Origin of the sequence: Campylobacter sp. CH278 (assembly GCF_004378845.1) — a bacterium.
Classification (GTDB): domain Bacteria; phylum Campylobacterota; class Campylobacteria; order Campylobacterales; family Campylobacteraceae; genus Campylobacter_D; species Campylobacter_D jejuni.
Map to the genome: position 1 here is coordinate 38,561 of NZ_RYXZ01000006.1, position 26,620 is coordinate 65,180.

At 31.0% G+C, this 26,620-nt stretch carries 23 protein-coding genes and 1 tRNA gene; 21 read left to right on the forward strand and 3 right to left on the reverse strand.

What is annotated here, in order from left to right; genetic code table 11:
• Window position 1: 1 nt before the first annotated feature.
• Window positions 2-1,543: a multicopper oxidase CueO gene (gene cueO, locus ELQ04_RS06045; protein WP_002936772.1), complete on the reverse strand. Its 1,542-nt coding sequence runs from the start codon at window positions 1,541-1,543 to the stop codon at window positions 2-4.
• Between the two features lie 125 nt (window positions 1,544-1,668).
• Between cueO and nspC the strand changes: the two genes are divergently transcribed.
• The 13 genes from nspC to putP all read left to right on the forward strand — a co-directional run bounded on the left by nspC (window position 1,669) and on the right by putP (window position 19,086).
• Window positions 1,669-2,817, forward strand: a complete 1,149-nt coding sequence (gene nspC / locus ELQ04_RS06050; RefSeq protein WP_044306274.1) for a carboxynorspermidine decarboxylase — start codon at window positions 1,669-1,671, stop codon at window positions 2,815-2,817.
• 303 nt (window positions 2,818-3,120) lie between these two features.
• On the forward strand, window positions 3,121-3,834 hold the full coding sequence (locus tag ELQ04_RS06055; protein WP_079005335.1) for a molecular chaperone TorD family protein: 714 nt from the start codon (window positions 3,121-3,123) through the stop codon (window positions 3,832-3,834).
• Complete coding sequence (locus ELQ04_RS06060) at window positions 3,809-4,000, forward strand: twin-arginine translocation signal domain-containing protein (RefSeq protein ID WP_002862162.1); 192 nt, start codon at window positions 3,809-3,811, stop codon at window positions 3,998-4,000. Before ELQ04_RS06055 ends, ELQ04_RS06060 begins: the two co-directional genes overlap by 26 nt.
• Window positions 4,000-6,804 carry a formate dehydrogenase subunit alpha gene (locus ELQ04_RS06070; protein WP_022552433.1) on the forward strand — a complete coding sequence of 935 codons (2,805 nt, stop codon included), beginning with the start codon at window positions 4,000-4,002 and terminating at the stop codon, window positions 6,802-6,804. Before ELQ04_RS06060 ends, ELQ04_RS06070 begins: the two co-directional genes overlap by 1 nt.
• On the forward strand, window positions 6,801-7,442 hold the full coding sequence (gene fdh3B / locus ELQ04_RS06075) for a formate dehydrogenase FDH3 subunit beta (RefSeq protein WP_002851264.1): 642 nt from the start codon (window positions 6,801-6,803) through the stop codon (window positions 7,440-7,442). The genes ELQ04_RS06070 and fdh3B overlap by 4 nt, the downstream gene beginning before the upstream one ends.
• Window positions 7,439-8,371 (forward strand): formate dehydrogenase subunit gamma, encoded by a 933-nt coding sequence (locus ELQ04_RS06080; protein WP_002867229.1) that lies wholly within the window; start codon window positions 7,439-7,441, stop codon window positions 8,369-8,371. Before fdh3B ends, ELQ04_RS06080 begins: the two co-directional genes overlap by 4 nt.
• A 166-nt stretch (window positions 8,372-8,537) precedes the next feature.
• Entirely contained in the window at window positions 8,538-9,320 is a 783-nt protein-coding gene (gene fdhD, locus ELQ04_RS06085) for a formate dehydrogenase accessory sulfurtransferase FdhD (protein ID WP_002936757.1), read from the forward strand.
• Window positions 9,313-10,050, forward strand: coding sequence for a winged helix-turn-helix domain-containing protein (locus ELQ04_RS06090; RefSeq protein WP_002936754.1), 738 nt, complete (start codon window positions 9,313-9,315; stop codon window positions 10,048-10,050). Before fdhD ends, ELQ04_RS06090 begins: the two co-directional genes overlap by 8 nt.
• Before the next feature lie 112 nt (window positions 10,051-10,162).
• The gene (locus tag ELQ04_RS06095; protein WP_044778187.1) at window positions 10,163-12,265 is read left to right on the forward strand and encodes a methyl-accepting chemotaxis protein; all 2,103 of its coding nucleotides are present in this window, start codon (window positions 10,163-10,165) and stop codon (window positions 12,263-12,265) included.
• A gap of 111 nt (window positions 12,266-12,376) precedes the next feature.
• Window positions 12,377-12,949, forward strand: a complete 573-nt coding sequence (gene yedF / locus ELQ04_RS06100; protein WP_002920020.1) for a sulfurtransferase-like selenium metabolism protein YedF — start codon at window positions 12,377-12,379, stop codon at window positions 12,947-12,949.
• A 9-nt stretch (window positions 12,950-12,958) separates the two neighbouring features.
• The gene (selD, locus tag ELQ04_RS06105) at window positions 12,959-13,981 is read left to right on the forward strand and encodes a selenide, water dikinase SelD (protein ID WP_079396639.1); all 1,023 of its coding nucleotides are present in this window, start codon (window positions 12,959-12,961) and stop codon (window positions 13,979-13,981) included.
• Window positions 13,982-14,110: 129 nt separating this feature from the next.
• On the forward strand, window positions 14,111-17,599 hold the full coding sequence (locus ELQ04_RS06110; RefSeq protein ID WP_044778185.1) for a proline dehydrogenase family protein: 3,489 nt from the start codon (window positions 14,111-14,113) through the stop codon (window positions 17,597-17,599).
• 17 nt (window positions 17,600-17,616) lie between these two features.
• Window positions 17,617-19,086, forward strand: coding sequence for a sodium/proline symporter PutP (gene putP, locus ELQ04_RS06115; protein ID WP_044778184.1), 1,470 nt, complete (start codon window positions 17,617-17,619; stop codon window positions 19,084-19,086).
• A 15-nt stretch (window positions 19,087-19,101) separates the two neighbouring features.
• On the opposite strand, the gene yedF (ELQ04_RS06120) is transcribed toward putP, so the two are convergent.
• Together yedF (ELQ04_RS06120) and yedE are read right to left on the reverse strand one after the other, a co-directional pair.
• Entirely contained in the window at window positions 19,102-19,329 is a 228-nt protein-coding gene (gene yedF / locus ELQ04_RS06120; protein WP_002873591.1) for a sulfurtransferase-like selenium metabolism protein YedF, read from the reverse strand.
• Between the two features lie 3 nt (window positions 19,330-19,332).
• Window positions 19,333-20,541, reverse strand: coding sequence for a selenium metabolism membrane protein YedE/FdhT (yedE, locus tag ELQ04_RS06125; RefSeq protein WP_002936515.1), 1,209 nt, complete (start codon window positions 20,539-20,541; stop codon window positions 19,333-19,335).
• A 139-nt stretch (window positions 20,542-20,680) separates the two neighbouring features.
• On the opposite strand from yedE, the gene ELQ04_RS06130 reads away from it, so the two are divergent.
• The 8 genes from ELQ04_RS06130 to bumS all read left to right on the forward strand — a co-directional run bounded on the left by ELQ04_RS06130 (window position 20,681) and on the right by bumS (window position 26,618).
• Window positions 20,681-20,778 (forward strand) — tRNA-Sec (locus ELQ04_RS06130).
• Between the two features lie 27 nt (window positions 20,779-20,805).
• A complete protein-coding gene (locus ELQ04_RS06135; RefSeq protein WP_002862151.1) occupies window positions 20,806-22,056 on the forward strand; it encodes an adenylosuccinate synthase in 1,251 nt (416 codons plus the stop codon).
• Window positions 22,053-22,481, forward strand: a complete 429-nt coding sequence (locus ELQ04_RS06140) for a flagellar export protein FliJ (protein WP_002880459.1) — start codon at window positions 22,053-22,055, stop codon at window positions 22,479-22,481. The genes ELQ04_RS06135 and ELQ04_RS06140 overlap by 4 nt, the downstream gene beginning before the upstream one ends.
• A complete protein-coding gene (locus ELQ04_RS06145) occupies window positions 22,474-22,992 on the forward strand; it encodes a MotE family protein (protein ID WP_002936514.1) in 519 nt (172 codons plus the stop codon). The genes ELQ04_RS06140 and ELQ04_RS06145 overlap by 8 nt, the downstream gene beginning before the upstream one ends.
• A gap of 92 nt (window positions 22,993-23,084) precedes the next feature.
• A complete protein-coding gene (locus ELQ04_RS06150; RefSeq protein WP_002851269.1) occupies window positions 23,085-23,636 on the forward strand; it encodes a DUF507 family protein in 552 nt (183 codons plus the stop codon).
• A complete protein-coding gene (carA, locus tag ELQ04_RS06155) occupies window positions 23,636-24,754 on the forward strand; it encodes a glutamine-hydrolyzing carbamoyl-phosphate synthase small subunit (protein ID WP_002867048.1) in 1,119 nt (372 codons plus the stop codon). Before ELQ04_RS06150 ends, carA begins: the two co-directional genes overlap by 1 nt.
• Window positions 24,751-25,410, forward strand: coding sequence for a sulfite exporter TauE/SafE family protein (locus tag ELQ04_RS06160; RefSeq protein ID WP_002936513.1), 660 nt, complete (start codon window positions 24,751-24,753; stop codon window positions 25,408-25,410). The genes carA and ELQ04_RS06160 overlap by 4 nt, the downstream gene beginning before the upstream one ends.
• The gene (gene bumS, locus ELQ04_RS06165; RefSeq protein WP_044778183.1) at window positions 25,407-26,618 is read left to right on the forward strand and encodes a butyrate sensor histidiine kinase-like phosphatase BumS; all 1,212 of its coding nucleotides are present in this window, start codon (window positions 25,407-25,409) and stop codon (window positions 26,616-26,618) included. The genes ELQ04_RS06160 and bumS overlap by 4 nt, the downstream gene beginning before the upstream one ends.
• The last annotated feature ends 2 nt before the right edge of the window (window positions 26,619-26,620 follow it).

Consider the following 26,620-nt stretch of genomic DNA (forward strand, 5'->3'; position numbering starts at 1 on the left):
TTTATTCCTTTACTTCTAAATTTCCCATCATTCCTAAATCTTCATGTTCTAAAATATGACAATGATACATTCTAAGCCCTTTAAAATCTTGTTTCATTCTAAGTCTTAATTCTTCATTAGGACGCACATTTATAGTATCTCTTAAGGCTCTAAATTCGGCTTTTTGAACTTTGCCATTGAGTTTTGATGAGATGAGTTCAAATTGCGTGCCGTGTATGTGGAAAGGATGATCCATGTGAGATTTGTTTATCACTATCCAGTCTTCAACTACTCCAAGTTTGGAGCTTAAATCAATGCGTTTTAAATCATAGCTTTTGCCATTGATTAAAAACATAGACGCAAGAGCGATTTTTAATTCGCTTTCACTTTTTCCCATCATACCATGCATTTGCATATGATCTTCACTCATGATTATTTCTTTAAATTCCTTAGGTTCTTCTGAAGGTTTGAAAATTTTTAAATTTTTTGGAAGTTCTACATTTTCTTTTTTTAGGTTAATATTGGCTAGAAATAGGGTATTAGGTTCTTCTTTTACCATCATTTTATCCCTATCATAATAAGAACTTTCTAGCTTAAATTCCCCATCTTTTGGAGCGTCGATTAAAACTTCTACACGAGAAGCAGGACTTAAGAAAAGTTCTTCTTTATAAATAGCTTTTTCTATAAGTCCACCATCAGTACCAACAAGTATAAACTTAGCTCCTTGTATGCGTAAATTTAAATATCTTGCTGCAGTAGCATTATAAATGCGTATGCGTTCGTTTGTGGCGAGTTTGATTTGAGGTTTAAATTGTCCATTGATGAGTACAAATTCTCCTTCTCTACCATTTAGCCAATCATTTAGGTTATTGTTTGGAATTTGAGCGTTTTCATCAAGACGCAAATCGCTAATCATCAAATCTTTTTCTTTTAAATGACTTAAAGCATCTTTTTTTGCTTTGATCACAAAAGCCCCTGCTAAACCCATAAAAACTTGTTTAGAAGCCGTATAATGAGGATGTGGATGATACCAGTAAGTTCCTGCGCTATCTTGAGGAATTTCAAAACGATATATTCTTTCTTCTCCTGCTAAGATAGGATCATGTGGGCTTCCATCTTGATCAGGTGGCACAGGAACGCCATGCCAATGTATAGTTGTAGCTTCTTTGAGTTTGTTTTTGACTAAAATTTCAAGTTTATCTCCTTCAAAAACTTCTATTTTTGGAGCAGGCACGAGGCCATTGTAAGTGTAAAATAAGGTTTTTTTACCTTTGATAAGCTCTATATGATTTTCTTTGATTTCTAGGGTAGCACGAAAAATATTTTTTTCTTTACTTTCATTTTTGAGTAAAGGCAAGGCTTTTAAAATTTCTCCTTGGGGGAATTGTTTTGGATCTAAAAGCTTTAAATTTTTTGGAGCAAAGTTTATAAAAGAAGTATCTAAGTCATGATTTATAGAATGATTTTTATGCATGGAGTGCATATCGTGCATAGGATTTGCATAGGCTACACCCATACTTGCTAAAGTGAGTGCATTAAATTTTAAAAAATTTCTTCTATTCATTAGTTTTTCCTTTTTTGCTTGATTTTTTGTATTATAGTCATTATTTTTTTAGTTTTAGTAAATATTTATTTTGAAAATTTGGTTTAATTTTGTTATGATTTTAGCAATTTAATCAAGGAAAAATAATGTTTTATGAAAAAATTCAAACTCCAGCTTATATTTTAGAAGAAGATAAGTTAAGAAAAAATTGTGAGCTTTTAGCAAGTATTGGCGAAAAGAGTGGTGCTAAAGTGCTTTTAGCTTTAAAAGGTTTTGCTTTTTCAGGAGCAATGAAAATTGTTGGAGAATACCTAAAAGGTTGTACTTGTAGCGGACTTTGGGAAGCAAAATTTGCTAAAGAATACATGGATAAAGAAATTCATACTTATTCACCTGCTTTTAAAGAAGATGAAATAGGTGAAATAGCCAGTTTATCTCATCATATAGTGTTTAACTCTTTGGCTCAATTTCATAAATTTCAAAGCAAAACACAAAAAAATTCCTTAGGTCTTCGTTGTAATGTTGAATTTTCTCTAGCCCCAAAAGAACTTTACAATCCTTGTGGAAGATACTCAAGACTTGGAATTCGTGCTAAAGATTTTGAAAATGTGGATTTAAGTACCATAGAAGGACTTCATTTTCACGCGCTTTGCGAAGAAAGTGCTGATGCTTTAGAGGCTGTTTTAAAGGTTTTTGAAGAGAAATTTGGTAAATGGATAGGGCAAATGAAATGGGTGAATTTTGGAGGAGGACATCACATCACTAAAAAAGGCTATGATGTTGAAAAACTTATTGCTTTGTGTAAAAATTTCAGTGATAAATACGGTGTGCAAGTTTATCTTGAACCAGGTGAAGCGGTGGGTTGGCAAACAGGAAATTTGGTGGCTAGTGTAGTAGATATCATAGAAAATGAAAAACAAATTGCTATTTTAGATACTTCAAGCGAAGCACATATGCCAGATACTATCATCATGCCTTATACAAGTGAAGTTTTAAATGCTAGAATTTTAGCCACAAGAGAAAATGAAAAAATTTCAGACTTAAAAGAAAACGAATTTGCCTATTTACTTACTGGAAATACTTGTTTAGCGGGCGATGTAATGGGAGAATACGCTTTTGATAAAAAGCTTAAAATCGGCGATAAAATTATTTTTTTAGATCAAATTCATTATACCATTGTGAAAAACACAACTTTTAATGGCATAAGACTTCCAAATCTCATGCTTTTAGACCATAAAAATGAACTTCAAATGATAAGAGAATTTTCTTATAAGGATTATTCTTTAAGAAATTAGTATTATTTATAATTTGCATAAAATGTTAATTTTACCCGGAAGAGAATCAAAGATATAAATTTTATGCAAAGTATTTTATTTTTTCAAATATAAAATCAACTCAAATATCTAATTTTCAATACTTTGATATGATTTTTTAAGATTTTAAATCCTTGTGGAATTTTATTGAAATTCAGTGATTTTTAAATCAAATAGTATTAAGATAAATCGATTTAAAAATCGGCTTTAAAATGAATATTAGGTATATTTTGCATAATATTCATTCAAGCAAAATTTAAAGCTATTTTTGAAAATTTTGAATGCATGGAGGCTTTAATGGATTTGGAAAAATTAAGATTAGCTAGAAGTCTTTATTATCAATGTCTAGGAGAGCTTTTTGTTTTTTCATTTTCTGAAGAAAGATTGTCAAAATTACAAGAGTATTTAAAGACAATGCAAGAATGTTTATTTGATGAAAATTTAAAATCAAATTTTGATATCTTGCTTAAGCATTTAGATGATGAAAATTCTATACAAGCATTTTTTAAAGAATACGATTTGCTTTTTTTAAGTCTTAAAAACAGCATTCCAACGACTTTTTCTTACATAGAAGAAGGTTTTGAAAATTCAAATCCTTTACTTTGCGTGCGTCAAATTTTAGTCAAAAGCAAAATAAGACGCAATGAAAAATTCTTTAAAGAAAGTGAAGATAGTGTTGGATTTTGTTTATTGTTGATGAGTGAATTTTTAAGGCAAAATGAAGATGATTTAGCCAAAGAGCTTTTTGAAAAAGTGATCAATAAAAGCATTGATGAGTTTTTAGGCGATGTTTTCATGAATAAAAATGCGAATTTATATAAGGAAATTGCAAGTATTGCATCGGCTTTTATGGAATTTGAAAGACTTTGCTTTGAAGTGGAAAAACCTGCAAAAATAAATTCTAAAAAAGTGCAAAACGATCTATCGCGTTCAGAATTTTTAAGAAGAGAAGCAAATAAACAAAGGAGGACTCGTGAAAAATCGCAGGGAATTTCTTAAAAAATCCGCTTTTGCCTTAGGGGCTGCTGGAGTGCTTGGTAGCACGACTTTAGCTCTAGCTAAAGATAAAGAAAGAAAAGATTTGGTTAAAGGTAAAAGTAAGAAAAAAGAAGTGCTTTTTCAAAGAAGTGCTAATTGGGAAAATTATTATATAAAGGCTGAGTAATGTCAAGTGTAGGTGAAAATATCAAGCTTACGCGTCGTTCTTTTCTTAAAATGGCAGCACTTTCAAGCCTAGCAACACCGTTGCTTGCTAGAAGTGAAACTTTAAGAGAAGCGAGTGCTGATGAGCTTAAAGAAGCTTATGAAGGTAGTAAAAAAGTAAAAACAGTTTGTACAGCCTGTTCTGTAGGCTGTGGGATTATCGCAGAAGTGCAAAATGGTGTTTGGGTGCGTCAAGAAATCGCTCAAGATCATCCTGTGAGTTCAGGTGGACATTGCTGCAAGGGATCTGATATGATCGATATGGTGCGTTCACATGTGCGTTTAAAATATCCTATGAAAAAAGAAAATGGAGAATGGAAACGCATAAGTTATGAGCAAGCTTTAAGTGAGATCGGAGAAAAACTAGCTGCTTATCGTAAAGAAAATCCTGAAAGTGTTATGTTTTTAGGTTCTGCAAAAATGAGCAATGAACAAGCTTATTATGTGCGTAAATTTGCAGCGTTTTTTGGAACAAACAATGTAGATCATCAAGCTAGAATTTGACACAGCGCAACAGTCGCCGGTGTGGCGAATACATTTGGTTATGGCGCTATGACAAACCATCTTGGAGACATTCAAAGAAGTAAATGTATCATTATCATTGGGGCAAATCCAGCGGTAAATCATCCTGTGGGTTTTAGACATTTCTTAAAAGCAAAAGAAAAAGGTGCAAAGCTTATCGTTGTAGATCCTAGATTTACAAAAAGTGCGGCAAAAGCGGATATTTATGCAAGAATTCGTCCAGGAACTGACATTGCTTTCATGTATGGAATGCTAAAAATCATCTTTGATGAAGGCTTAGAAGATACAAAATATCTTGATGAAAGAGTTTTTGGAATTGATAAAATTCGTGAAGAAGCAGCAAAATGGACAGCTGAAGAAGTAGAAAATGTTACAGGGATCTCTAAAGAACTTTTGGTGCAAATCACTCACGAAGTAGCTAAAAACAAACCAACTACGCTTATTTGGGCTATGGGTTTAACTCAACACACTGTAGGAACTTCAAATACACGTTTAGCACCTATTGTGCAAATGGTACTTGGAAATATAGGTAAATTTGGTGGTGGAGTTAATATCTTACGCGGACATGATAATGTTCAAGGTGCTTCAGATATGGCTTGTTTGAGCGAAAATTTACCAGGTTATTATCCTTTAAATGAAGCGACTTGGAGATACTATGCCAAAATTTGGGGTGTGGATTATGAGTGGCTTTTAGGAAATTTTGTAAGCAAAGATTGGATGCATAAAACTGGGCTTTCACTTGCTAGATGGTGGGCAGCGGCTTTAAATGGAAAAGATGGAAATGATGCTATCGATAACGCAGGAACGCCTTTAAAAGCTTTAGTAGTTATGGGAAATGGTATCACTTCGACTGCACAGCAAGTAAAAGTTAAAGAAGGTTTGGAAGCTTTAGAGCTTTTAGTTTTAGCCGATCCTTTTGTAAATGAAGCAGGCATTATTGCAGAAAGAAAAGATGGAATTTATCTTTTACCTGCAGCAACACAGTTTGAAACAAGCGGAAGTGTAACAGCAACAAATCGTAGCGGACAATGGAGATTTAAAGTTGTAGATCCACTTTATGAAAGCATGGAAGATCAAGAAATTTTATTTGAGCTTGCTAAAAAATTAGGTTTTTATGAAGACTTTACCAAGACTTTACGCGATGAAAAAGGTGAGATTGTTTGGCCTGAAAATGCAACAAGAGAAATTGCAAAAGCAGTTAGAAGTATAGGGCTTAATGGTTGGAGTCCTGAAAGGCTTAAAAAGCATACTTTATACTGGGATAAATTTGATGAGGTAACTTTAGAAGGAAAAGATGAAGTTGCTGGTGAGTATTACGGGCTTCCTTGGCCTTGTTGGAGTGATAAGCACCCAGGTTCTCCTGTACTTTATAATACCGACATTGAAGTCGCAAAAGGTGGTATGGGCTTTAGAAATAATTTTGGACTTGAGTATGAAGGAGAGAGTTTACTTGCTAAAAATGCGCCTTTAAATTCACCTATTGATACAGGTTATCCACAAATTACTAAAGATAATATAGAAAAAGTTTTAGGTATTACTTTAAGTGCCCAAGAAAAAGAAAAAATGGGATCAACTTGGTCTTATGATGATAGCAATATCATAGCAACTAAATGTATAGAAAAAGGCATAGTTCCTTATGGAAATGCTAAAGCTAGAGCTGTAGTTTGGACTTTTAAAGATAAAATTCCACTCCACCGTGAGCCTTTACATTCTCCAAGAAACGATTTGGTGCAAAAATATCCAAGTTTTGAAGATCAAAAAGCGCTTTACCGCGTGGATACTAAATTTGTGTCTGTGCAACAAGCTAAGGATTATTCTAAAGAATTCCCGCTTAATCTTGTTACTGCAAGACTTGTGAATTTAAATGGTGCAGGTATGGAAAATAGAGCATCTATGTATCTAACGCGTTTAACACCTGAAATGTTTTGTGAGATCAATCCTGAATTAGCAAAAGAGCAAGACATTAAAGCAGGAGATATGATTTGGGTACATTCTCCAGAAGGTACTAAAATTCATGTAAGAGTGAAGGTTAATCCAGGTGTAGCAAAAGATATGATTTTCTTGCCTTTCCATTTTACAGGAGTTATGCAAGGCGTGGATTTAACGCACAATTTCCCTAAAGGAACAAAACCTTATGCAAGTGGAGAAAGTGCTAATACGGTAACAAATTATGGTTATGATATCATGTGTCAGATTCCAGAGACTAAAGGTGGGCTTTGTAGAATCAGTAAGGATGGAAAATGAGTAAGGTAAATTTTGCAAATTTAGAAAAAGAACGCTTGAAATTCTTTTGTGATAATGAGCGTTGTATTGATTGTAATGGTTGTGCGGTAGCTTGTGATGAAGCACATGAGCTTCCTATTCATATTCGCCGCCGCCGTGTGATTACTTTAAATGAAGGAATTCAAGGAAAAGAAGTTTCAACTTCTATTTCTTGTATGCATTGTGATGATGCTCCTTGTTCTATCGTTTGTCCTGTGGATTGTTTTTACATCCGTGCTGATGGTATTGTTTTGCATGATAAAGAAATTTGCATAGGTTGTGGATATTGTCTTTATGCTTGTCCTTTTGGTGCACCACAATTTCCAAAAGATAGTGTTTTTGGAAATAAAGGAATTATGGATAAATGTACTATGTGTGCAGGTGGCCCTGAAGCAACGAATTCAGAAAAAGAAAGAGAACTTTATGGTCAAAATCGTATCGCAGAAGGAAAAGTTCCTGTATGTGCTGCGATGTGTTCGACAAAAGCACTTTTAGTAGGTGAAAGTTCTAAAATAGAAGAGATTTATCATAATAGACTTATGAATAGAAATTATGGCATTCCAAATCCTTCGGAAAGTTTGGAATGGAAGATTGCTTACACAGGAAAGGAACGCTTATGAGAAAAGTATTTGTAACGCTTTTGTTAAGCGTGGTAAGTTTATTTGCTTATGGTAGCGAGAGAATGGGACAAGATACTCAAATTTGGGATTTTCATCGTATTACAAATATCCCAAATTATGATACTTTTGGCAAACTTTGGACAACTTTGCAAGGTGAATATATAGCTACTATAGCTTTAATCGCTGTTATTGCGGTATTATCTGCATTTGCTTTGCATTATATGGTTATAGGACCTAAGCAATTTTCACACGATGGAAAGAAAATTTATGCTTTTACATTATTTGAAAGACTTTTTCATTTTATCGCGGCAATTTCTTGGGTGATTTTAGTGCCAACTGGTTTTGTGATGATGTTTGGGGCGACTTTTGGAGGCGGACTTTTTGTAAGGGTTTGTAAAAATTTACATGCTTTTGCAACGGTTTTATTTATCATCTCTATAATCCCTATGTTTTTATGGTGGATTAAAAGAATGCTTCCTGCAAGTTATGATATCAGATGGATGATGATAGTAGGTGGTTATTTAAGCAAAGTAAAACGTCCTGTACCTGCAGGTAAGTTTAATTTTGGTCAAAAATCTTGGTATTATATAGCTGTATTTGGTGGATTTTTGATGATAATTACAGGCGGATTTATGTATTTTCTTGATTTTAATTCCACGGCAATTCAAGGTCTTTTTGGTTTAACTCAAATTGAACTTTTAAGAATTTCAGCTATAGTGCATAATTTCTTAGGCATAGTGTGTGCAGTGTTTTTTGGCGTGCATATTTATATGGCAGTATTTGCAATCAAAGGCAGTATCCATTCTATGATTAGTGGTTATAAAGAAGAAGAAGAGGTTTATATTTTACATTCTTATTGGTATAAAGAATTAAGCAATAAAAAGCAAATTGAACCTAGTTTTTCTTATGATCCTAATGTAAAAATTTAATCTTTAACCGCTATGTTATTGCATAGCGGTAGTTTTAAGCTTTTTTGAAATAAATAGAACGAATTTTATTTTACAAGTTGAATCTAAAATCTATTTTTCCATATATAAATTTGTTATTTATGTTTTTTTGATATAATATTATTTAAAGATATTTAAAGGATAAGGTATGGATCCGTTATTTACAACTCAAATTTTAAAATATAAAGGTAATAATTCTTTTACATGTGATGATACTTTAGTGCGTGAAATTAAGCTTGAAATTTTTATTAATGATGAAAGAGTAGGTGCTTTAATGGCAACTCCTGTAGATGAACAGGCATTAGCAATAGGATATTTAATGAGTGAAAATATCATTGCGAAAGTAAGTGATATTGAGAGCATAGAAACAAAAGATGATGGTATGAGTGTGCATATTAAAGCAAAGATTGATAAAGAAAATTTAGCAAAGCTTAATGCTGAAGGTGTAGTTATAAGTGGTTGCGGTAGAGCACATACTGCCAATATCGATCCAGAAGCTATTGAAGCGAGTAAAATTAGTTCTGATGCAAAATTTAGCAAAGATGAAATTTTAAAACAAATGAGTACTTTTTATACTCAATGCGAACTTTATGAGAAAACAGGCTGTGTACATACGGCTAAGCTTTTTGTAGATGAGAAAACTTTTTTTATAGGTGAAGATATAGCTCAGCATAATACCATAGATAAAGCTTTAGGAAAAGCACGTTTAGCTGGGGTTGATTTAAGTCAATGTTTTTTAATGGTTAGTGGAAGGCTAAGTTCTGAAATGGTAGCTAAAGCAGTTATGCATAAAATTCCAGTGCTTGTTTCACGCACGGCTCCTACTTGTTTAGGAGTTATGATAGCAAGAAAATTTGATTTAACGCTTTGTGGTTTTGCTAGAGAAAATAAGATTAATATTTATAGTGGAGAATTTAGAATTTATGGATAAAAATCAAGAAAAAGAAATCGTCTCATATATGAGAGAATTGTTAAATAGTAATGAAAAGTTAGATTGTGGTACGGCTTTTAAAATTGCAAAGAAATTTAATGTAAATATAGAAAAAATCGGACAATTGGCCGATGAAAATCACATGAGAATTGATAATTGCGAGTTGGGGCAATTTGGACATTTAGATTTTGAAAAAGCAAAAATTGAAGTGCTTAAAAAAATAGAACCTAGCTTAGATGAAAAGCGTAGAATTTTTTGTAAAGATGCAAGAGATATTGCTAAAGAAGGTTGCGGACTTAAAAGTATGCGTTCAGCTTTAAAAGCTTATAAGGTTGATGTAAAGTATTGTCAACTTGGTTGCTTTAAAGAGAAAAAAGGTAAGCAATTTATAGTAAGAACAAAAACTTGGATTGAAAATGCAGATGGAGATTTGCTTTTTGGAAAAGGAAAAACTGAACTTTTAGAGCTTATCGGACAAACAGGTAGTTTGCTACATGCTTCTAAGCTTATGGGGATTAATTATAAAAAAGCATGGATGCATTTACAAATTTTACAAAAAAATTCTCAAGAAATTCTAGTTAGTACAAGGCAAGGACGTTCTAAAGAATCAGGAACTAAACTTACCCCTAGAGCTATAGAATTGATGGAAAATTATTCTATTTTGCAAAAAGACATAGAAGAATACGCTAATAAACGCTTTAAAGAACTGTTTTTAAAAGGAAAAAAATAAATCTTCTATCAAAAAATACTAATACATAATATTTTTATAATTAATTAATATTATTTTTTTTAAAAATATGTTAAAATTAGAATCTAAATTTTTTTATTTTAGGAGTTATAAGATGTTTAAATCTTTAAATATAGGTTTAAAGCTTATTTTTTCTGTAGCAACTGTTGTTGTTATTGGGCTTGTTATTTTAATTTCATTAATCACAAAACAAGTAAGTCAAAATATTACCAAAAATACAGAAGATATTCTTGCTTCTATCACGAAAGAATATGCTACTCAAACTCAAGGAATTTTTGGGGAGATGATCGCTTTAAATAAAAGTATTTCAGGTACTTTGACAGAAATGTTTAGATCAACTTCTAAAGAAGATTTAGATATAGACAATATAACAAATATCATAACTAATACTTTTGATAATAGTGCTTATTCTAATTTTACCTATTTGTATCTTATTGATCCACCAGAATACTTTAAAGAAGAGAGTAAATTTTTTAATACTCAAAGTGGAAAATTTGTTATGCTTTATGCTGATGAGGAAAAGAATAATAAAGGTGGAATAAAAGCAATACAAGCTAGTGATGAAATAGCTAATTTACAAGTTGTGCAAGATGTATTAAAAAATGCAAAATATGGAGATAATAAAGTATATATAGGTCGCCCTATTAAGATGAATTTAGAAGGTCAAGATTTTGATGCTGTAAATCTTGCTATGCCTATTTTTGATCGAAAAAATCAAGTTGTAGGTGTTATTGGTATGACCTTGGATTTTTCAGATATTGCAACTTATCTTTTGGATCCTAAGAGTCAAAAATACGATGGCGAATTAAGAGTTCTTTTGAATTCAGATGGTTTTATGGCGATACATCCAAATAAAAGTCTGGTTTTAAAAAATTTAAAAGATGTTAATCCTAATAAAGGTGCGCAAGAAACTTATAAGGCTATGAGTGAAGGAAAAAATGGAGTTTTTGATTATATAACTTCTGATGGTGATGATTCTTATGCAGCAATAAATACTTTTAAAGTACAAGATAGCTCTTGGACCGTTTTGGTAACCGCCCCTAAATATTCGGTTTTTGAACCTTTAAAAAAACTTCAAATGATTATTATCAGTGCTTCTTTAATTTTCATTATTGTTGTTTTAGGCGTTGTGTATTATTGTGTAAGAAAGATAGTTGCAGCAAGATTGCCAATCATTCTTAACTCTTTAGAATCTTTCTTCCGTTTTTTAAATCATGAAAAGATTGAATTAAAGCCTATTAAAATTCGCGCTAACGATGAATTAGGCGCAATGGGAAATATTATTAATGAAAATATCAAAAAAATTCAATTATCTTTAGAGCAGGATCAAAGTGCTGTAGATGAATCGGTACAAACTGCTAAGGAAATTGAAAAAGGTAATTTAACAGCAAGAATTACTAAAAATCCTATAAATCCTCAGTTAGTAGAGCTTAAAAATGTACTTAATAAAATGCTTGATGTTTTGCAAAATAAAATTGGTTCTAATATGAATGAAATTAATAGAGTTTTTGATAGTTATAAGGCTCTTGATTTTAGCACGGAAGTGTTTGATGCTAAAGGCGAAGTTGAAATTACAACTAATATTTTAGGCAAAGAAATTAAAAAAATGCTTGTAGCTTCTTCAAATTTTGCTAAAGACTTAGCTAATCAGTCAGAAGAGTTAAAAAATTCTATGCAAAAACTTGCTGATGGCTCTAATGCACAAGCGAGTTCTTTAGAACAATCAGCTGCAGCTGTAGAAGAAATTAATTCTTCCATGCAAAATGTAAGTGGCAAAACAGTTGAGGTTGCTTCGCAAGCTGATGATATTAAAAATATTGTTAATGTGATTAAAGATATTGCCGAACAAACTAATCTTTTAGCTTTAAATGCCGCTATTGAAGCTGCGCGTGCTGGAGAACATGGTAGAGGCTTTGCAGTTGTAGCAGATGAAGTAAGACAGCTTGCAGAAAGAACAGGAAAGTCTTTATTAGAAATCGAAGCAAATATTAATATACTTGTTCAAAGTGTAAATGAAGTAGCAGAATCCGTAAAAGAGCAAACAACCGGCATTACACAGATTAATGATGCTATAGCGCAACTTGAAAGTGTTACTAAGGAAAATGTTGAAGTTGCAAATGCTACTAATAGTATAACAAATGAAGTTAATCAAATTGCTGCGGCAATTCTTGAAGATGTGGATAAAAAAAGATTTTAAAAAAAGCTCATTTTTGAGCTTTTAAATTTTTTCTATATTATTTAAAATTTTTAAACATAAAACAAGTAATAAAATAATATTATTTTTCAAAGCTAATATCAAGGAAAAATAATGAAAATTGATTGTCGCAATCTTTCTTGTCCTCAGCCTATAGTTGAAACAAAAAACGCTCTTGAAAAACTTCAAGAAAATGAAATTTTAGAAATTGTTTTAAATTCTATTATTTCAAAAAATAATGTTGTAAAATTTCTTAACTCTTTAAATTTAAACCCTGTTGTAGATGAAAATGCACAAGAGTTTTGCATCAAAGTACAAAAAAAGAATTTTAATTCTAGTGAAGTAAATATTCACGATTATAATGTTTTATTTTTAAAAACCGACAAAGTGGGTGAGGGTGAATTGGGACAAAATTTACTTGTAGGATTTTTAAGTACCTTAAAAAATTTAGATCATACTCCAAGTAAAATTCTTTGCGTAAATGAAAGTGTTTTAATCAATGTTGATGAAAATCATAAAGCACATTTAGCTATGAAAGAACTTGAAAATTTAGGTATTGAGATCATAAGTTGCGGAGCTTGTTTGGAATTTTTCAATAAAAGCAAAGAACTTAAAATAGGAAATATAGGCAATGCTTATGAAATTTTAAACGAGCTTTTTGGTAAAGCAAAAATCATTACTCTATAAGGAAAAACACTGCAATATAAAAATCAAAATTTAACCCATTTTGTTAAAGCAGCAGGTTGAGCAGCGAAATTAAGCCCGGGTGGTCTTAAAACAATTTTAAATTTCATGCAAAAAACTCCTGCTTTACTTAGTGATATCGGAAATAATGAAGATGCAAGCGTATATCAAATCAATTCTGATTTAGCTTTGGTGCAAACGCTTGATTTTATCACTCCTATAGTAGATAGTGCTTATCATTTTGGTGCTATTGCCGCAGCAAATGCTTTAAGCGATGTTTTTGCTATGGGTGCAGAGGTGATTAATGCCTTAAATATAGTAGGTTTTGATACTTGTAATCATGATTTAAATATCTTAAAAGAGCTTTTAGAAGGTGCAAATGATAAGGTGCAAGAATGTAATGCTTTAGTTGTGGGTGGCCATACTATAGAAAGCACTGAGCTTTTTTTTGGACTTAGTGTTACAGGAAAAGTACATCCTAGTAAATTTATTGCTAATAATACGGCTAAAGTTGGAGATTGTATCATTTTAACCAAGCCTTTAGGAACAGGAATTTTAAGTACGGCTTTAAAGGCACAAATGTTAAATCAAAAACATTTAGATATAATGCTTAAAAGTATGATGGAGTTAAATTATAAAGCCAGTCAAATTGCTCTTAAATTTCATCCAAGTGCCATGAGTGATGTCACAGGTTTTGGACTTTTAGGACATTTAAAAGAAATGCTAAATAAAAATATTTCTTTTGAAATTTTTGAAAGTGAACTTCCTTTTTTAGATGGAGTAAAAGAGTATTTTAATATGGGTTTAATTCCTGCTGAAGCTTATAAAAATTTAGAATTTATAAAAGAACTTATCCCTGATTTAAATGAAGAAAAATTATTACTTTGTGATCCGCAAACTTCAGGAGGACTTTTAATTTCTATAAGTGAAAAAGAATCCTTAGAATGTTTAAAAAAACTAGAAGATGAAAATATTCAAGCTAAAATTATTGCTAAGGTTGTAAATAAGCAAGAAAATGATATTATCATTTCTTAATTTTTGTTACTTATATACCCATTAAAATTTTTTTTATCATTTTTTATACATTTTCTATGATTTAAAATATTATTTTTATCTTATTTATATATTATTTATTAAAATTTATTTTATCTTAGGAGATACGAAATGATACAAAAAGCTTTAGCCTTAGCTGAAGAATTGCAAGGACAAATAGAAGCCAATATTTCAAATTCTGAAAAAGAATTTCATGCTAAAATGCAAAAACTTCTTAATAATCCCAAAAATAAAGTTATGCTTATAGAACTTTTAGATCGTTCTTTTAGATGTAAAGATAAAAATGCAAGTTTTGAGCTTATAGAATATACTTTGAGTAAATATGGCATAGCGGATTTTTTTAGCACTTTTGAAAAATTCCTACTTTTTAGTTTTTTAAATTTTGGCAAATTTGCTCCTAATTTAAGTGTACCTTTTTTTGTCAAACATTTAAGAGAAGATACTAAAACTATGGTTCTAGATGCAAACCCTAGTGTTTTAGAACCGCATATTAAGAAAAGAAAAGAGCAAGATAAAATTACCTTAAATGTGAATTTAATCGGCGAAGAGGTTTTAGGTGAAGCTGAGAGTAAATATCGTATGCAAAAATATGAAGAGGCTTTAAAATCAAGTTATATCACTTATATTTCCATAAAAATTACTACGATTTTTTCACAAATTAATATTATAGATTTTGATTATTCTAAAGAAGAGGTAGTAAAAAGACTAGATTATCTTTATGCTTTAGCCTTAGAAGAAGAGAAAAAACAAGGTGTATCTAAATTTATCAATCTGGATATGGAAGAATTTAGAGATTTGGAACTCACCGTTGCAGCTTTTATGGAAAGTGTGGCTAAATTTGATATTAAAGCTGGGATTGTTTTGCAAGCTTATATTCCTGATTCTTACGAGTATCTTAAAAAACTTTTTGCTTTTTCAAAAGAGAGGGTTTTAAAAGGTATGAAGCCTATTAAGATCCGTTTTGTTAAGGGTGCTAATATGGAAAGTGAAGAAACCATTGCATCTCAAAAAGGCTGGGAACTTCCTACTTTTTATAAAAAAATAGATACTGATAGCAATTATAATAAAATGCTTGATTTTATTCTTGAAGGAGATAATCATAAATACATCAACATAGGAATTGCAAGTCATAATATCTTTGAGATTGCTTATGCTTATACACGCATAAGTGAAGCGAATGCTTTAGATTCTTTTACTTTTGAAATGCTTGAAGGTATGAGTTTGCAATGTTCTTATGAATTATCTAAAATGCATGATTTAATCCTTTATGCTCCAGTTTGCGATGAAGCATATTTTAACAATGCCATTGCTTATCTTGTAAGACGCCTTGATGAAAATACAAGTGAAGATAATTTTATGCGTTATTTTTTCAATCTTAAAGTAGGAGATGAAAATTGGAAGGCTCAAAAAGAACTTTTTTTAAAATCTTTAGAAGGCATAAAAACGCTTGATAATACTACACATCGTAAGCAAGATAGAAATAAAGAATCAAATATCATAAGTTCTTATGAAAGTAAAAAATTTAGCAACGAAAGTGATACGGATTTTATTTTAGCGCAAAATAGAGCATGGGCTAAAGAAATTAAAGCTAAATATGAAAATTTAAAAGATTATGATGTTTATCCTGTTATAGGTGAGCTTGATTTTAAAGCAGAAAATTTAAATGTTTTAGAAGTTAAAGATAAGATTGAAGATAGAGTGATAGGAAAGGCTTATTTAGCTGGAGAAAAAGAAATCAAACAAGCTTTAGAAGTAGCTAAAAATTCTACTTTTACACAAAAAAGTCATGATGAAATTTATCAAATTTTAGCCAAAAGTGCAAAACTTATGAGAGAAAGAAGAGGGGATTTGATAGGTTTGGCAGCTTTAGAAGTGGGCAAAACCTTTTTAGAGATCGATCCTGAAGTAAGTGAGGCTATTGATTTTATAGAATTTTACCCACATTCTTTAGAAGAGCTTAAAAAACAAAATCCAAAAGTTATATTCACACCTAAAGGTATAGGAGTTACCATAGCTCCTTGGAATTTTCCTGTGGGGATTTCAGTAGGCACTATAGCTGCACCACTAGCTGCAGGTAATGTGGTGATTTACAAACCTTCTTCACTTTCAACTCTAACAGGTTATATGCTTTGTAAGTGTTTTTGGGATGCAGGTATTCCAAAAGACGCTTTGATTTTCTTACCTTCAAAAGGAAGTGATATTTCTAAATATTTACTTGTTGATGAAGTGATTAAATTTTCAATTCTTACAGGAGGAGAGGATACTGCTTATGTTATGTTAAAAGCTAATCCAACCTTGCTTTTAAGTGCTGAAACGGGCGGAAAGAATGCGACTATAGTTTCTAAATTTGCTGATCGTGATAGTGCGATTAAAAATATCATTCATTCTGCTTTTAGCAATAGCGGTCAAAAATGTTCGGCTACTTCTTTGCTAGTCTTAGAAGAAGAGGTTTATCATGATGAAGAATTTAAAAAGACTTTAGTAGATGCTGCAAGTTCTATGGCAGTGGGCAATCCTTTTGAATTTAAAAATAAATTGGGTGCTTTAGCTGATAAGCCAAGTTCTAAAGTTCAAAAGGCCTTAGATGAATTACAACCTTATGAAGAATGGGCATTAAAACCTAAATTTTTAAACAATAATCCTTATTTGATGACTCCAGGCATAAAATACGGCACCAAAAAGGGCGATTTCACTCATATGAATGAACTTTTTGTACCGATTTTAAGTGTGATGAAGGCTAAAGACTTAAAAGAAGCTATAGATATAGTAAATTCTACAGGCTATGGTTTAACTGCAGGTTTTGAAAGCTTAGATGAAAGAGAATGGGAGTATTTTCACACTCATATAGAAGCAGGAAATATTTATATCAACAAACCAACCACAGGGGCTATAGTGCTGCGTCAACCTTTTGGAGGGGTTAAAAAATCAGCTATAGGTTTGGGTAGAAAAGTGGGAATTTATAATTATATCACTCAATTTTTAGAGATTAAGCAAGAAGATTTTGATGATCATTTAATTGAAGATAAATTTTCAAAAAAATTAGCACAAATAGATTTAAAAGAAGCACAAGATTTTATGAACGATTTAATTAAAATGTCTCAATCTTATGCTTATCATTATAAAAATGAGTTTAGTGTTTCAAAAGATTATGTCAATATACGTGGAGAAGATAATCTTTTTTCTTATACTAAAATAAAGAATATGGTTTTAAGACTTTGTGGAAATGAAAGCTTAAAAGATGTTTTAGGGGTGGTTTTAGGTGCAAATATTGCAAATATTGATCTAAGTATCAGTTATGATGAACAAGATATTAGTATGATAGAGCAAATTGTTCAAAGCATAGGAGCAAAAGTATTATTTTTAAAAGAAAATAAAGAAAATTTTATCAAGAGTATTAAAGAATATGAAAGAGTGCGTTATTTGGCAAAGCCAGATGTAAATGATGAGATTTATAAAGAGGCTGCAAAGCTTGCTAAAATCATCATAAGAGAAAAGCCATTGTTAAATGGTCGTTTTGAACTTTTAAATTATTTTAATGAAAAAGCTTTAAGTATATCTTTTCATCGCTATGGAAATTTAGGCATTAGAGCAATATCTTAATGATCAAGGAGAGATTGATGGAAGTAGTTCAAATTAATACCCCAATAGCAGTGATGTTTGTAGTTTATGCCTTATTGATGCTTTATATAGGTTTTTATTTTTATAAGCAAAATAAAAATTCAGAAGATTATTTTTTAGGCGGGCGTACTATGGGGCCTGTGATATCTGCACTTAGCGCAGGGGCTTCTGATATGAGTGGTTGGCTTTTAATGGGATTACCAGGAGCTTTATATGTAAGTGGCTTTATAGATTCTTATATTGCAATTGGACTTACTATAGGAGCTAGTTTAAATTGGATTTTTGTGGCAAAAAGACTTAGAATTTATACCAGTGTGATTGCAAATTCTTTGACTATTCCTGATTATTTTGAAACTCGTTTTGATGATGATAAACACATACTACGCATCGTATGTGCGGTGGTAATTTTGATATTTTTTACCTTTTATGTTTCATCAGGGCTTGTAAGTGGAGCAAAACTTTTTGAAAGTACTTTTGGTATCAGATATGATTATGCTTTAACTACTGGAACGATTATTATTGTTGCTTATACTTTTTTAGGTGGATATAAGGCAGTTTGTTGGACGGATATGATACAAGGGCTTTTAATGATGATGGCTTTAATCATTGTGCCTTTGGTTATGCTTTATCATTTAGGTGGCTTTGGTGAAGCGATGAATATAGTAAGAGAAATAAAGCCACAAGCTTTATCTATGGGCGAAGGAGTGGGAGTTATAAGCATTATATCTGCACTTGCTTGGGGTTTGGGTTATTTTGGTCAACCACATATTTTAGTGCGTTTTATGTCGATTCGTTCTACTAAAGATATTCCTATGGCCACTTTTATAGGTATTGCTTGGATGGCGGTTTGTCTTTTAAGTGCTTGTATGATAGGTATTTTGGGTATAGCTTATGTGCATAAATTTGAATTGAGTTTGCAAGATCCTGAAAAGATTTTCATCGTGATGTCGCAGCTTTTATTTAATCCTTGGATAGCAGGTATTTTACTCAGTGCTATTTTAGCGGCTATTATGAGTACGGCAAGTTCACAATTGTTGGTTTCAAGTTCTACTATAGCGGAAGATTTTTATAAAAAGATTTTTAGAGAAGATGCGCCGAGTCATGTTGTATTAAATTTAGGTAAATTAGGTGTTTTACTAGTAGCTGTAATAGCGTTTTTGATTTCTACTGATAAAAACTCAAGTGTTTTGAGTATAGTTTCTTATGCATGGGCTGGATTTGGAGCTTCTTTTGGTTCTGTAATGCTTTTTTCTTTATTTTGGAGTAGGATGACAAGAGTAGGAGCAATCTTAGGTATGATAACAGGAGCTGCTACTGTGGTACTTTGGAAGAATTTTGCAAATTCGGGTCTTTATGAAATAGTTCCAGGGTTTTTAGCAGCTTCGGTGGTGATTATTATTGCAAGTTTATTTACAAATGTAAGATCTGGAACTAAGGCAGCTTATGAAAAGATGTTAAAAGAGCTTTGAGAACAAAAGCCTTTTTTAAGGCTTTTGGATTAAAAATCTTAGTGTGGGTCCACTTTGATTGATTTCAAGCACTTTAAAACCACGGTTTTTTGCATCTTGAGGTATGGAATTGATACTTTGTGGGCAATCACAAAGCACTTCCAAAATTTCTCCGCTTTGAAGCTTAGGTAAGACATCAAGTGTTGCTATAGCAGGATAAGGACAAGCTTCACCTTGTAAATTTAAACTATAAGTAATTTTCACTGTTTATCCTTTAAGTTGATTTTTAAAGAAGTGTTTTTTGTAAAATACTACAAAAACAAACATTAAGATGAATAAAATAAGATTGATAAAAAATCCATTTAAATTGCCAAATTCGGTTAAAAGATTGATTTTTATACCTTCTTTAAAAGCCTTTGGTAAAAAGTCATAACTTAAAGCTAAAATCATAGTTCCTATTATATTTGCAATTCCTACTATCATAAAATGACTTTGTCCTTCAAAGGCACGATAAGCCCAACCACACTCACAACCTCCGGCAAAAACTATACCAAAACCAAACAAAAATGCTCCCACAGCTACAGCAGGAGAAAGTTCTATGAGTTTGCTAGTATGACCTTGCAAGATAAAGGCAAAAGCGATTAAAGAAGCGATAATCATGCCAATTAATGCGCCTTTTATAGCATTGTCTCTACCAAATAAAAACAAATCTCTAAAGCAAGAAGTAAAACAAATTTGTCCTCTAGAAATAACAAAGCCAAAAACAAAGCCAAAAATCAGTGCTAAAGCTAGAAGACTTTGTTTGTTTTGTATGCTGATATTGCCATTTGTAAAAATAAGATAAAACACCCAAACTAAAAAGGCTATGAAAAGCAATATGCCTAAGTTAAAATATAGTTTTGTACGCAAACTTTGCTTGTTTAGCGGCAAGTTTTCTTTATTTACCCGTTCTAATTTAGCTTTAGGTTTAAAAAAGGAAGTGTTGCAAATTTTCACTCCTAGATAAATTCCTAAAACCATAAAAACAGTAAAAAGCCAAGTGTGTAAAGAAAAATAAGGTAAACCTGTAAAAAAATTAGCTAAATTACATCCAAATGCAAGTCTTGCTCCATATCCTGAAAGAATTCCACCTACTATTGCTTGAAAAATTCTTATATTGCTAGCAGGTAGACGAAATTTGACTTTGTTAGCTAAAAGTGCGGCTACTAAACAACCTATAAACATACCTATGAGCATAATACCATCAGTTCTTGCTAAAGGGGTTCCATCTAAATTTTGCTTTTGGTAATAAGAATATCCATCTAAATTCATACCTAAAAGCTCTAAAAACTCGCCACCCCAACGTGTCATTTCTCCAGTAACAGCCCAAACGCCACCAAAAATCCCAAAATACACTGCACTTAAAATTCCAAGTGCAATCATAGAGCGGGAATTGTCCCAAAAATTGATTAAATATTTTTGTTTAAAAGAATTCAAAGAAAGATCCTAAAAATGTAATCATCAAAACTTGATGCTAAAAAAGAGTGAGATTATAGCTTAAATTTAATGTGAAGTCAAAAAGAATATTGATAAATTTATTTTGTTTTTCATTAAAAATCGCTATAATTATCACTTTGGAAGATTAGCGTATCTGGTGATCGCCACTGACTTCAAATCAGATGAAAGGATAGTTGACTATTCTTTGGGGAGTTCGATTCTCTCATCTTCTCGCCAATATTAAGTAAAATCAAGGAAATTTTTATGAGCAAAGCAGATATTATTGTCGGCATTCAATGGGGCGATGAAGGAAAAGGTAAGGTAGTTGATAAATTATGTGAAAATTATGATTTTGTTTGCAGAAGTGCAGGTGGACACAATGCAGGACATACGATTTGGGTAAATGGTGTAAGATATGCGCTTCATCTTATGCCAAGTGGAGTTTTGCATCCAAGATGTATTAATATTATCGGAAATGGAGTTGTGGTTTCTCCTGAAGTATTGATTGCTGAAATGGCTCAATTTGAAAATTTAAAAGGTAGATTATATATCAGTGATAGAGCTCATTTAAATTTAAAACATCATTCTTTAATAGACATTGCAAAAGAAAAACTCAAAGGCAAAAATGCCATAGGAACAACAGGTAAGGGTATAGGACCTTCTTATGCAGATAAGATTAATCGTACAGGACATAGAGTTGGTGAGCTTTTAGAACCACAAAGACTTTGTGAGGCTTTGATGAAAGATTTTGAAGCTAATAAAACTTTTTTTGAAATGCTTGAAATTGAAATTCCAAGTGCTGAAGAATTGCTTGCTGATTTAAAACGCTTTAATGAAATTTTAACTCCTTATATTACAGATACTACAAGAATGCTTTGGAAGGCTTTAGATGAAGATAAAAGAGTACTTTTAGAAGGAGCTCAGGGCTCTATGCTTGATATTGATCATGGAACTTATCCTTATGTTACAAGTTCAAGTACTATTTCAGCAGGCGCTTTAACAGGACTTGGATTAAATCCTAAAGAAGCGGGAAATATTATAGGTATTGTAAAAGCTTATGCAACGCGTGTGGGAAATGGAGCTTTTCCTACTGAGGATAAGGGCGAAGATGGAGAAAAAATTGCACAAATTGGAAAAGAAATTGGCGTAAGCACGGGACGTAAAAGACGCTGTGGATGGTTTGATGCGGTTGCTGTAAGATATACAGCAAGGCTTAATGGTCTTGATGCTTTATCTTTGATGAAGCTTGATGTTTTAGATGGTTTTGAAAAGATAAAAATTTGTCGTGCTTATGAATATAAGGGTATGGAAATCGACTATATACCAAGTGATTTAGAAAATGTTCAACCTATTTATGAAGAAATGGATGGTTGGGATAAAGTTTTTGGTATAAAAGATTATGATTTATTGCCAGAAAATGCTAAAAAATATATAGCAAGACTTGAAGAGCTTGCAGGGGTTAAAGTAAAGTATATTTCCACTAGCCCTGAAAGAGATGATACTATCATCTTATGAAAAGTAAATATAATTCTGTTGTAAAAGTAAGAAAACAACAACTTGATAAAGCAGAATCAAATCTTAATCAAGCCAAACAAAGACAGCTTGAACATGAAAAAGCTTATGAACTTTCACGCCAAGAGTGTGAAAGTTTAGGCGTATTGCCAAAATCAGGATCTATAGCAGAGTTAAGATCAAATTTAAGTATGGCGCAAGTAGGACGCGAGGCTTTGGCAAGAGCTAAGGAGAAAGTAGAACTTTCTAAAAAAGAAATGAACCATTATCAGTTTTTATATCAAAAAGCGCATTTAGATTATGAAAAAATGAAGGCTTTGGAAACTGAAGAAATTAAACAAAAACAAAAAGAACTTGCGAAGGCTGAAGAAAAATTTTTAGATGAAATTGCAATCAGTCGTTTTTTCAAAGGGGAAAAAGATGATTAAAAAATTTATATTGTTAGTTTTTATTTCAAGTGTAGTTTTTGGAGCTGAACAAGATTGTGAACAATATTTTGAAGCTAGAAAAGCTCAAATTGAATTGCAAACTAGAGAATTTGATGAAGCAAGACAATCTTTAGAAGCTTATAAAGCCTCTTTTGAAGCTTTGCAAAAAGAAAGGCTTGAAAATTTAGAAAAAAAAGAGGCTGAGGTTAATGCAACTTTGGCAAAAATTGAAGAATTAAAGCTTGAAAACGCAAGGCTTGTAGAAGAACAACAAAAGATTTTAAATTTAATCAATGATAAAACTCAAGGTAGGGTTAAAGAAATTTATTCCCAAATGAAAGATGCAGCCATTGCAGATGTTTTAAGTCAAATGGATGCAGAGGATGCAAGTAAAATAATGCTTTCTTTGGAATCGCGTAAAATTTCAGGTGTTTTATCTAAAATGGATCCAAAAAAAGCTAGCGAGCTTACTTTGCTTTTGAAAAATTTAGATAATAATGCTAGTAATTAGGTGATTAAAAGAATGAAAATTTTTCATTTTTAACATTCTTTTACCAAAAATAAGCTATTATTTCAAACATTATTAAATAAAAGGTTTTCAAGATGCGTATAAAATTACCACATATTCCTTATATCGCAAATAAAATGATGTTAGATATAGCTAATTCTTCTTTTGTAGAAATTAAAGATCAATTAGAAAAGCTTAAGGTATGTATAATAGAAGTTTTAGAGAAAGATATTCTAAATGAAAGAAAATTAGATGAAAGAGTAAAAGAGCTTTTAGAGCAACAAGAAGATGAAATGGAGCTTATGCAAGTAGATCGTAAAAATATGTTTTGGCTTGTGAAGAAAAAGTTAGCTCCTGAATTTAATGTGATTTTAGATTCTGAAGATAGACATAATCATCTAGCGCATCAAATTTTGGAAGAACTTGTAGAGAATGATTATATTAATTTTATAGTGAGTGAAAATAGAGTTAAAAATTTAATCTTTTCAAGCATAGAGTCTTATCTTAAAATTTATGAAAAACTTGAAGATGAGGTTTATGAGAAAATTAGCAATTATAAAACAAAACCTATTCCAGGTAGCGAAGAATACGATCTTATCTTTGAAAAACTCTATCAAGAAGAGCTTAGAAAAAAAGGTATGTTTTAATGAAGGCTTATATTTATTTAGAAAATGATATTTTTTTAAGTGCTAAGGCTTTTGGAAAGAGCGGTACTTTTTTTGGAGAGCTTGTATTTAACACTTCTTTAACAGGGTATCAAGAAATTATTTCAGATCCTTCTTATGCAGGGCAATTTATCGTATTTTCCATGCCAGAAATTGGTATAGTGGGAACCAATGAAAATGATAATGAAAGCAAGGAAATTTTTGCAAGTGGTGTTTTAATGCGTGAATTAAGTTCCAGTTTTTCAAATTTTCGCGCTAAAGAAAGTCTGCAAGATTATCTTGAAAAACATGGAAAAATAGGAATTTATGAACTTGATACGAGATATCTAGTAAAAATGATAAGAAATAATGGCAATTTAAGAGCTGTAATTTCAACTGAAATTTCAAATAAAGAAGATTTAAAAATCGCCTTAGAAAAATCAGCAAAAATTGATGAAGTAAATTTTGTAAAAGAAGTTAGCACTAAGAAAAATTATTCTCATAAACAAGGTGTTTGGAACGCTAGTTTTCAAAAATTTAATGATGCTAAAAGAAGTGAGAAAAAAGTTGCTGTTATAGACTATGGTGTTAAAACAAATATCCTAAATGAACTTGTAGAAGTAGGTTTTGAAGTAGAAGTTTATCCATATAATGTTAAAGCAGATGAGTTGATTACTCTGTATAAAAAAGGTGAAATTCAAGGTGTGTTTCTTTCTAATGGTCCAGGTGAGCCAAGGATTTTAAAACAAGAGATTGCAGAGATTAAAAAACTTGCAGAAGCTAAAATTCCTATGCTTGGAATTTGCTTAGGTCACCAGCTTTTAAGTAATGCTTTTGGATATGCAACTTATAAAATGAAATTTGGACAACATGGAGCAAATCATCCTGTGATCAATCTTGATACAAAAACGGTAGAAATTACCGCACAAAATCATAATTATAATGTTCCAGAAGAATTAGCTCAAGTGGCTCATATCACTCATAGAAATTTATTTGGCGACAATGTTGAAGGAGTAAGATATAAAGACTATCCTATTATTTCAGTGCAACATCACCCAGAAAGTTCTTCAGGTCCTCATGAAAGTAAGTATATTTTTAAAGAATTTATGAATTTGATGTGAGTATAGATTTTTTAGCTATTATCAGCGTTGCTTTTTTATCTAGTTTTGGACACTGCTATTCTATGTGTGGTGGTTTTAATTTACTTTTTATAAATTTGAATTCAAAAAGCAATAATTTATTTTTATTAACTTTTATTTATCATTTGTTTAGAATTTTTGCTTATATTGCTTTAGGGATAATTTTTGGAACTTTTGGGAATATCTTAGCAATCAATGCTAAGGTTCAAAGTTTGTCATTTTTTATTCTTGGTATATTTATGATGATTTTGGGTTTTGCTCTTATTTTTAGAGGCAATATGTTATCTTTTATTGAAAATAATGTTTTTTTTGATAGTTTTATAAAGAAAATTATTAAAAAATCTAAAAATTTTAAAGGATTAAAATCAGCCATATTTTTAGGATTTTCAAATGGTTTTGTTCCTTGTGGATTGGTGTATTTTTTTATAGCCAATGCAATGAGTAAGCAAAATATTTTTGAAGGTATTTTGGTAATGATGATTTTTGGAATATCAACTTTACCTGCGATGTTATTTTTTTCTAAAATTTCACAGTTTTTTAGTGATTTTTTGAAAAATTTGTTTAATTATTTATCGTATGGCGTTATTGTTTGTTACGGTATAAATCTTGCCTATATAGGTTTTAAGGCTTTTCAATGAAAGATTTTTTTAAAGATCAGTTTTTTAAAGCTCTTGAAAAAAATACAATTTTTTCAAGAGCTGATGTTCAAGGAAATTTAATTTTTGTCAGTGATAAGCTTTGTCAAATAAGTGGATATAGTAAAAAAGAGCTTATAGGAAAAAAACATTCAATATTTAAACATCCAGATGTTGAGGAATGTTATATTGAAGAACTTTTAAAAAAACTTTCATATAAAAAACCTTATCAAGTTATTTTTAAAAATATTGATAAATTAGGCAAAACTTTCTATCTTGAAACTTTATTAATCCCCATATTGGATAAAAATAATGAATTAATAGAAATAGTAGCATTCTCTCATGATGTTAGTAATTCTTTTAAGCTTAATGAAGAGCTTGCTCTAAATCACGCTAAATTAAGAGAATTAAGTATTAATCTTGAAAATACAGTTAAAAATCACCAACAGGAATTTATACAGTTAGGTAAAAAATTTGAGAAAAAAATGCAAATTGCCTTGAAAAAAAATGAAAAAGATATTAAAATAGTCTATGAAGAGATTTTGAAATCTTCATTAGAGCAAATGATTAGTGATATAGCTCATCAATGGAGGCAACCGTTAAATGAGCTTGGTATTGCTATGTTTCAAATGAAACAAAATCTTAAAGATGAAAAAGGATTTGCTGAGATTTATTCACAATCAAAAGATATGATTAAAAATATGTCAGAAACAATTGATGTGTTTAGAACTTTGTTTAATAAGGGGGTAGAACAGTGTGTATTTATAAAAGAGACTTTAAATAAAGCCTTAGAAATTGCTTTTGAAACTATAGAAAAAAATTATGTAAATATCAATATTGTTTCGAAAAGTGATTATGAAGTTTTGGCATATGAGAATGGTTTAATAAGAGTTTTTCTTAACTTGATTTTAAATTCAATAGAAGCATTTAAAAACAAAAAAAGAAAAATCATAACAATAACTTTTTCAAAATTTGGAAAAAATTATCTGAAAATTACAATAAAAGATAATGCTGGTGGGATTGATAAAGAAAACTTAGATAAAATTTTTCAACCTTATTTTACAACAAAACATCCTAGTCAGGGTATAGGAATAGGACTTTATATAAGTAGACAAATTATCGAAAGTTTCCAAGGAAAAATAAAAGTTAAGAATGGAAAAGATGGGGCTTGTTTTGAAGTATTTTTAAAGCTAAAAGATAGGGTAGAGTAAAA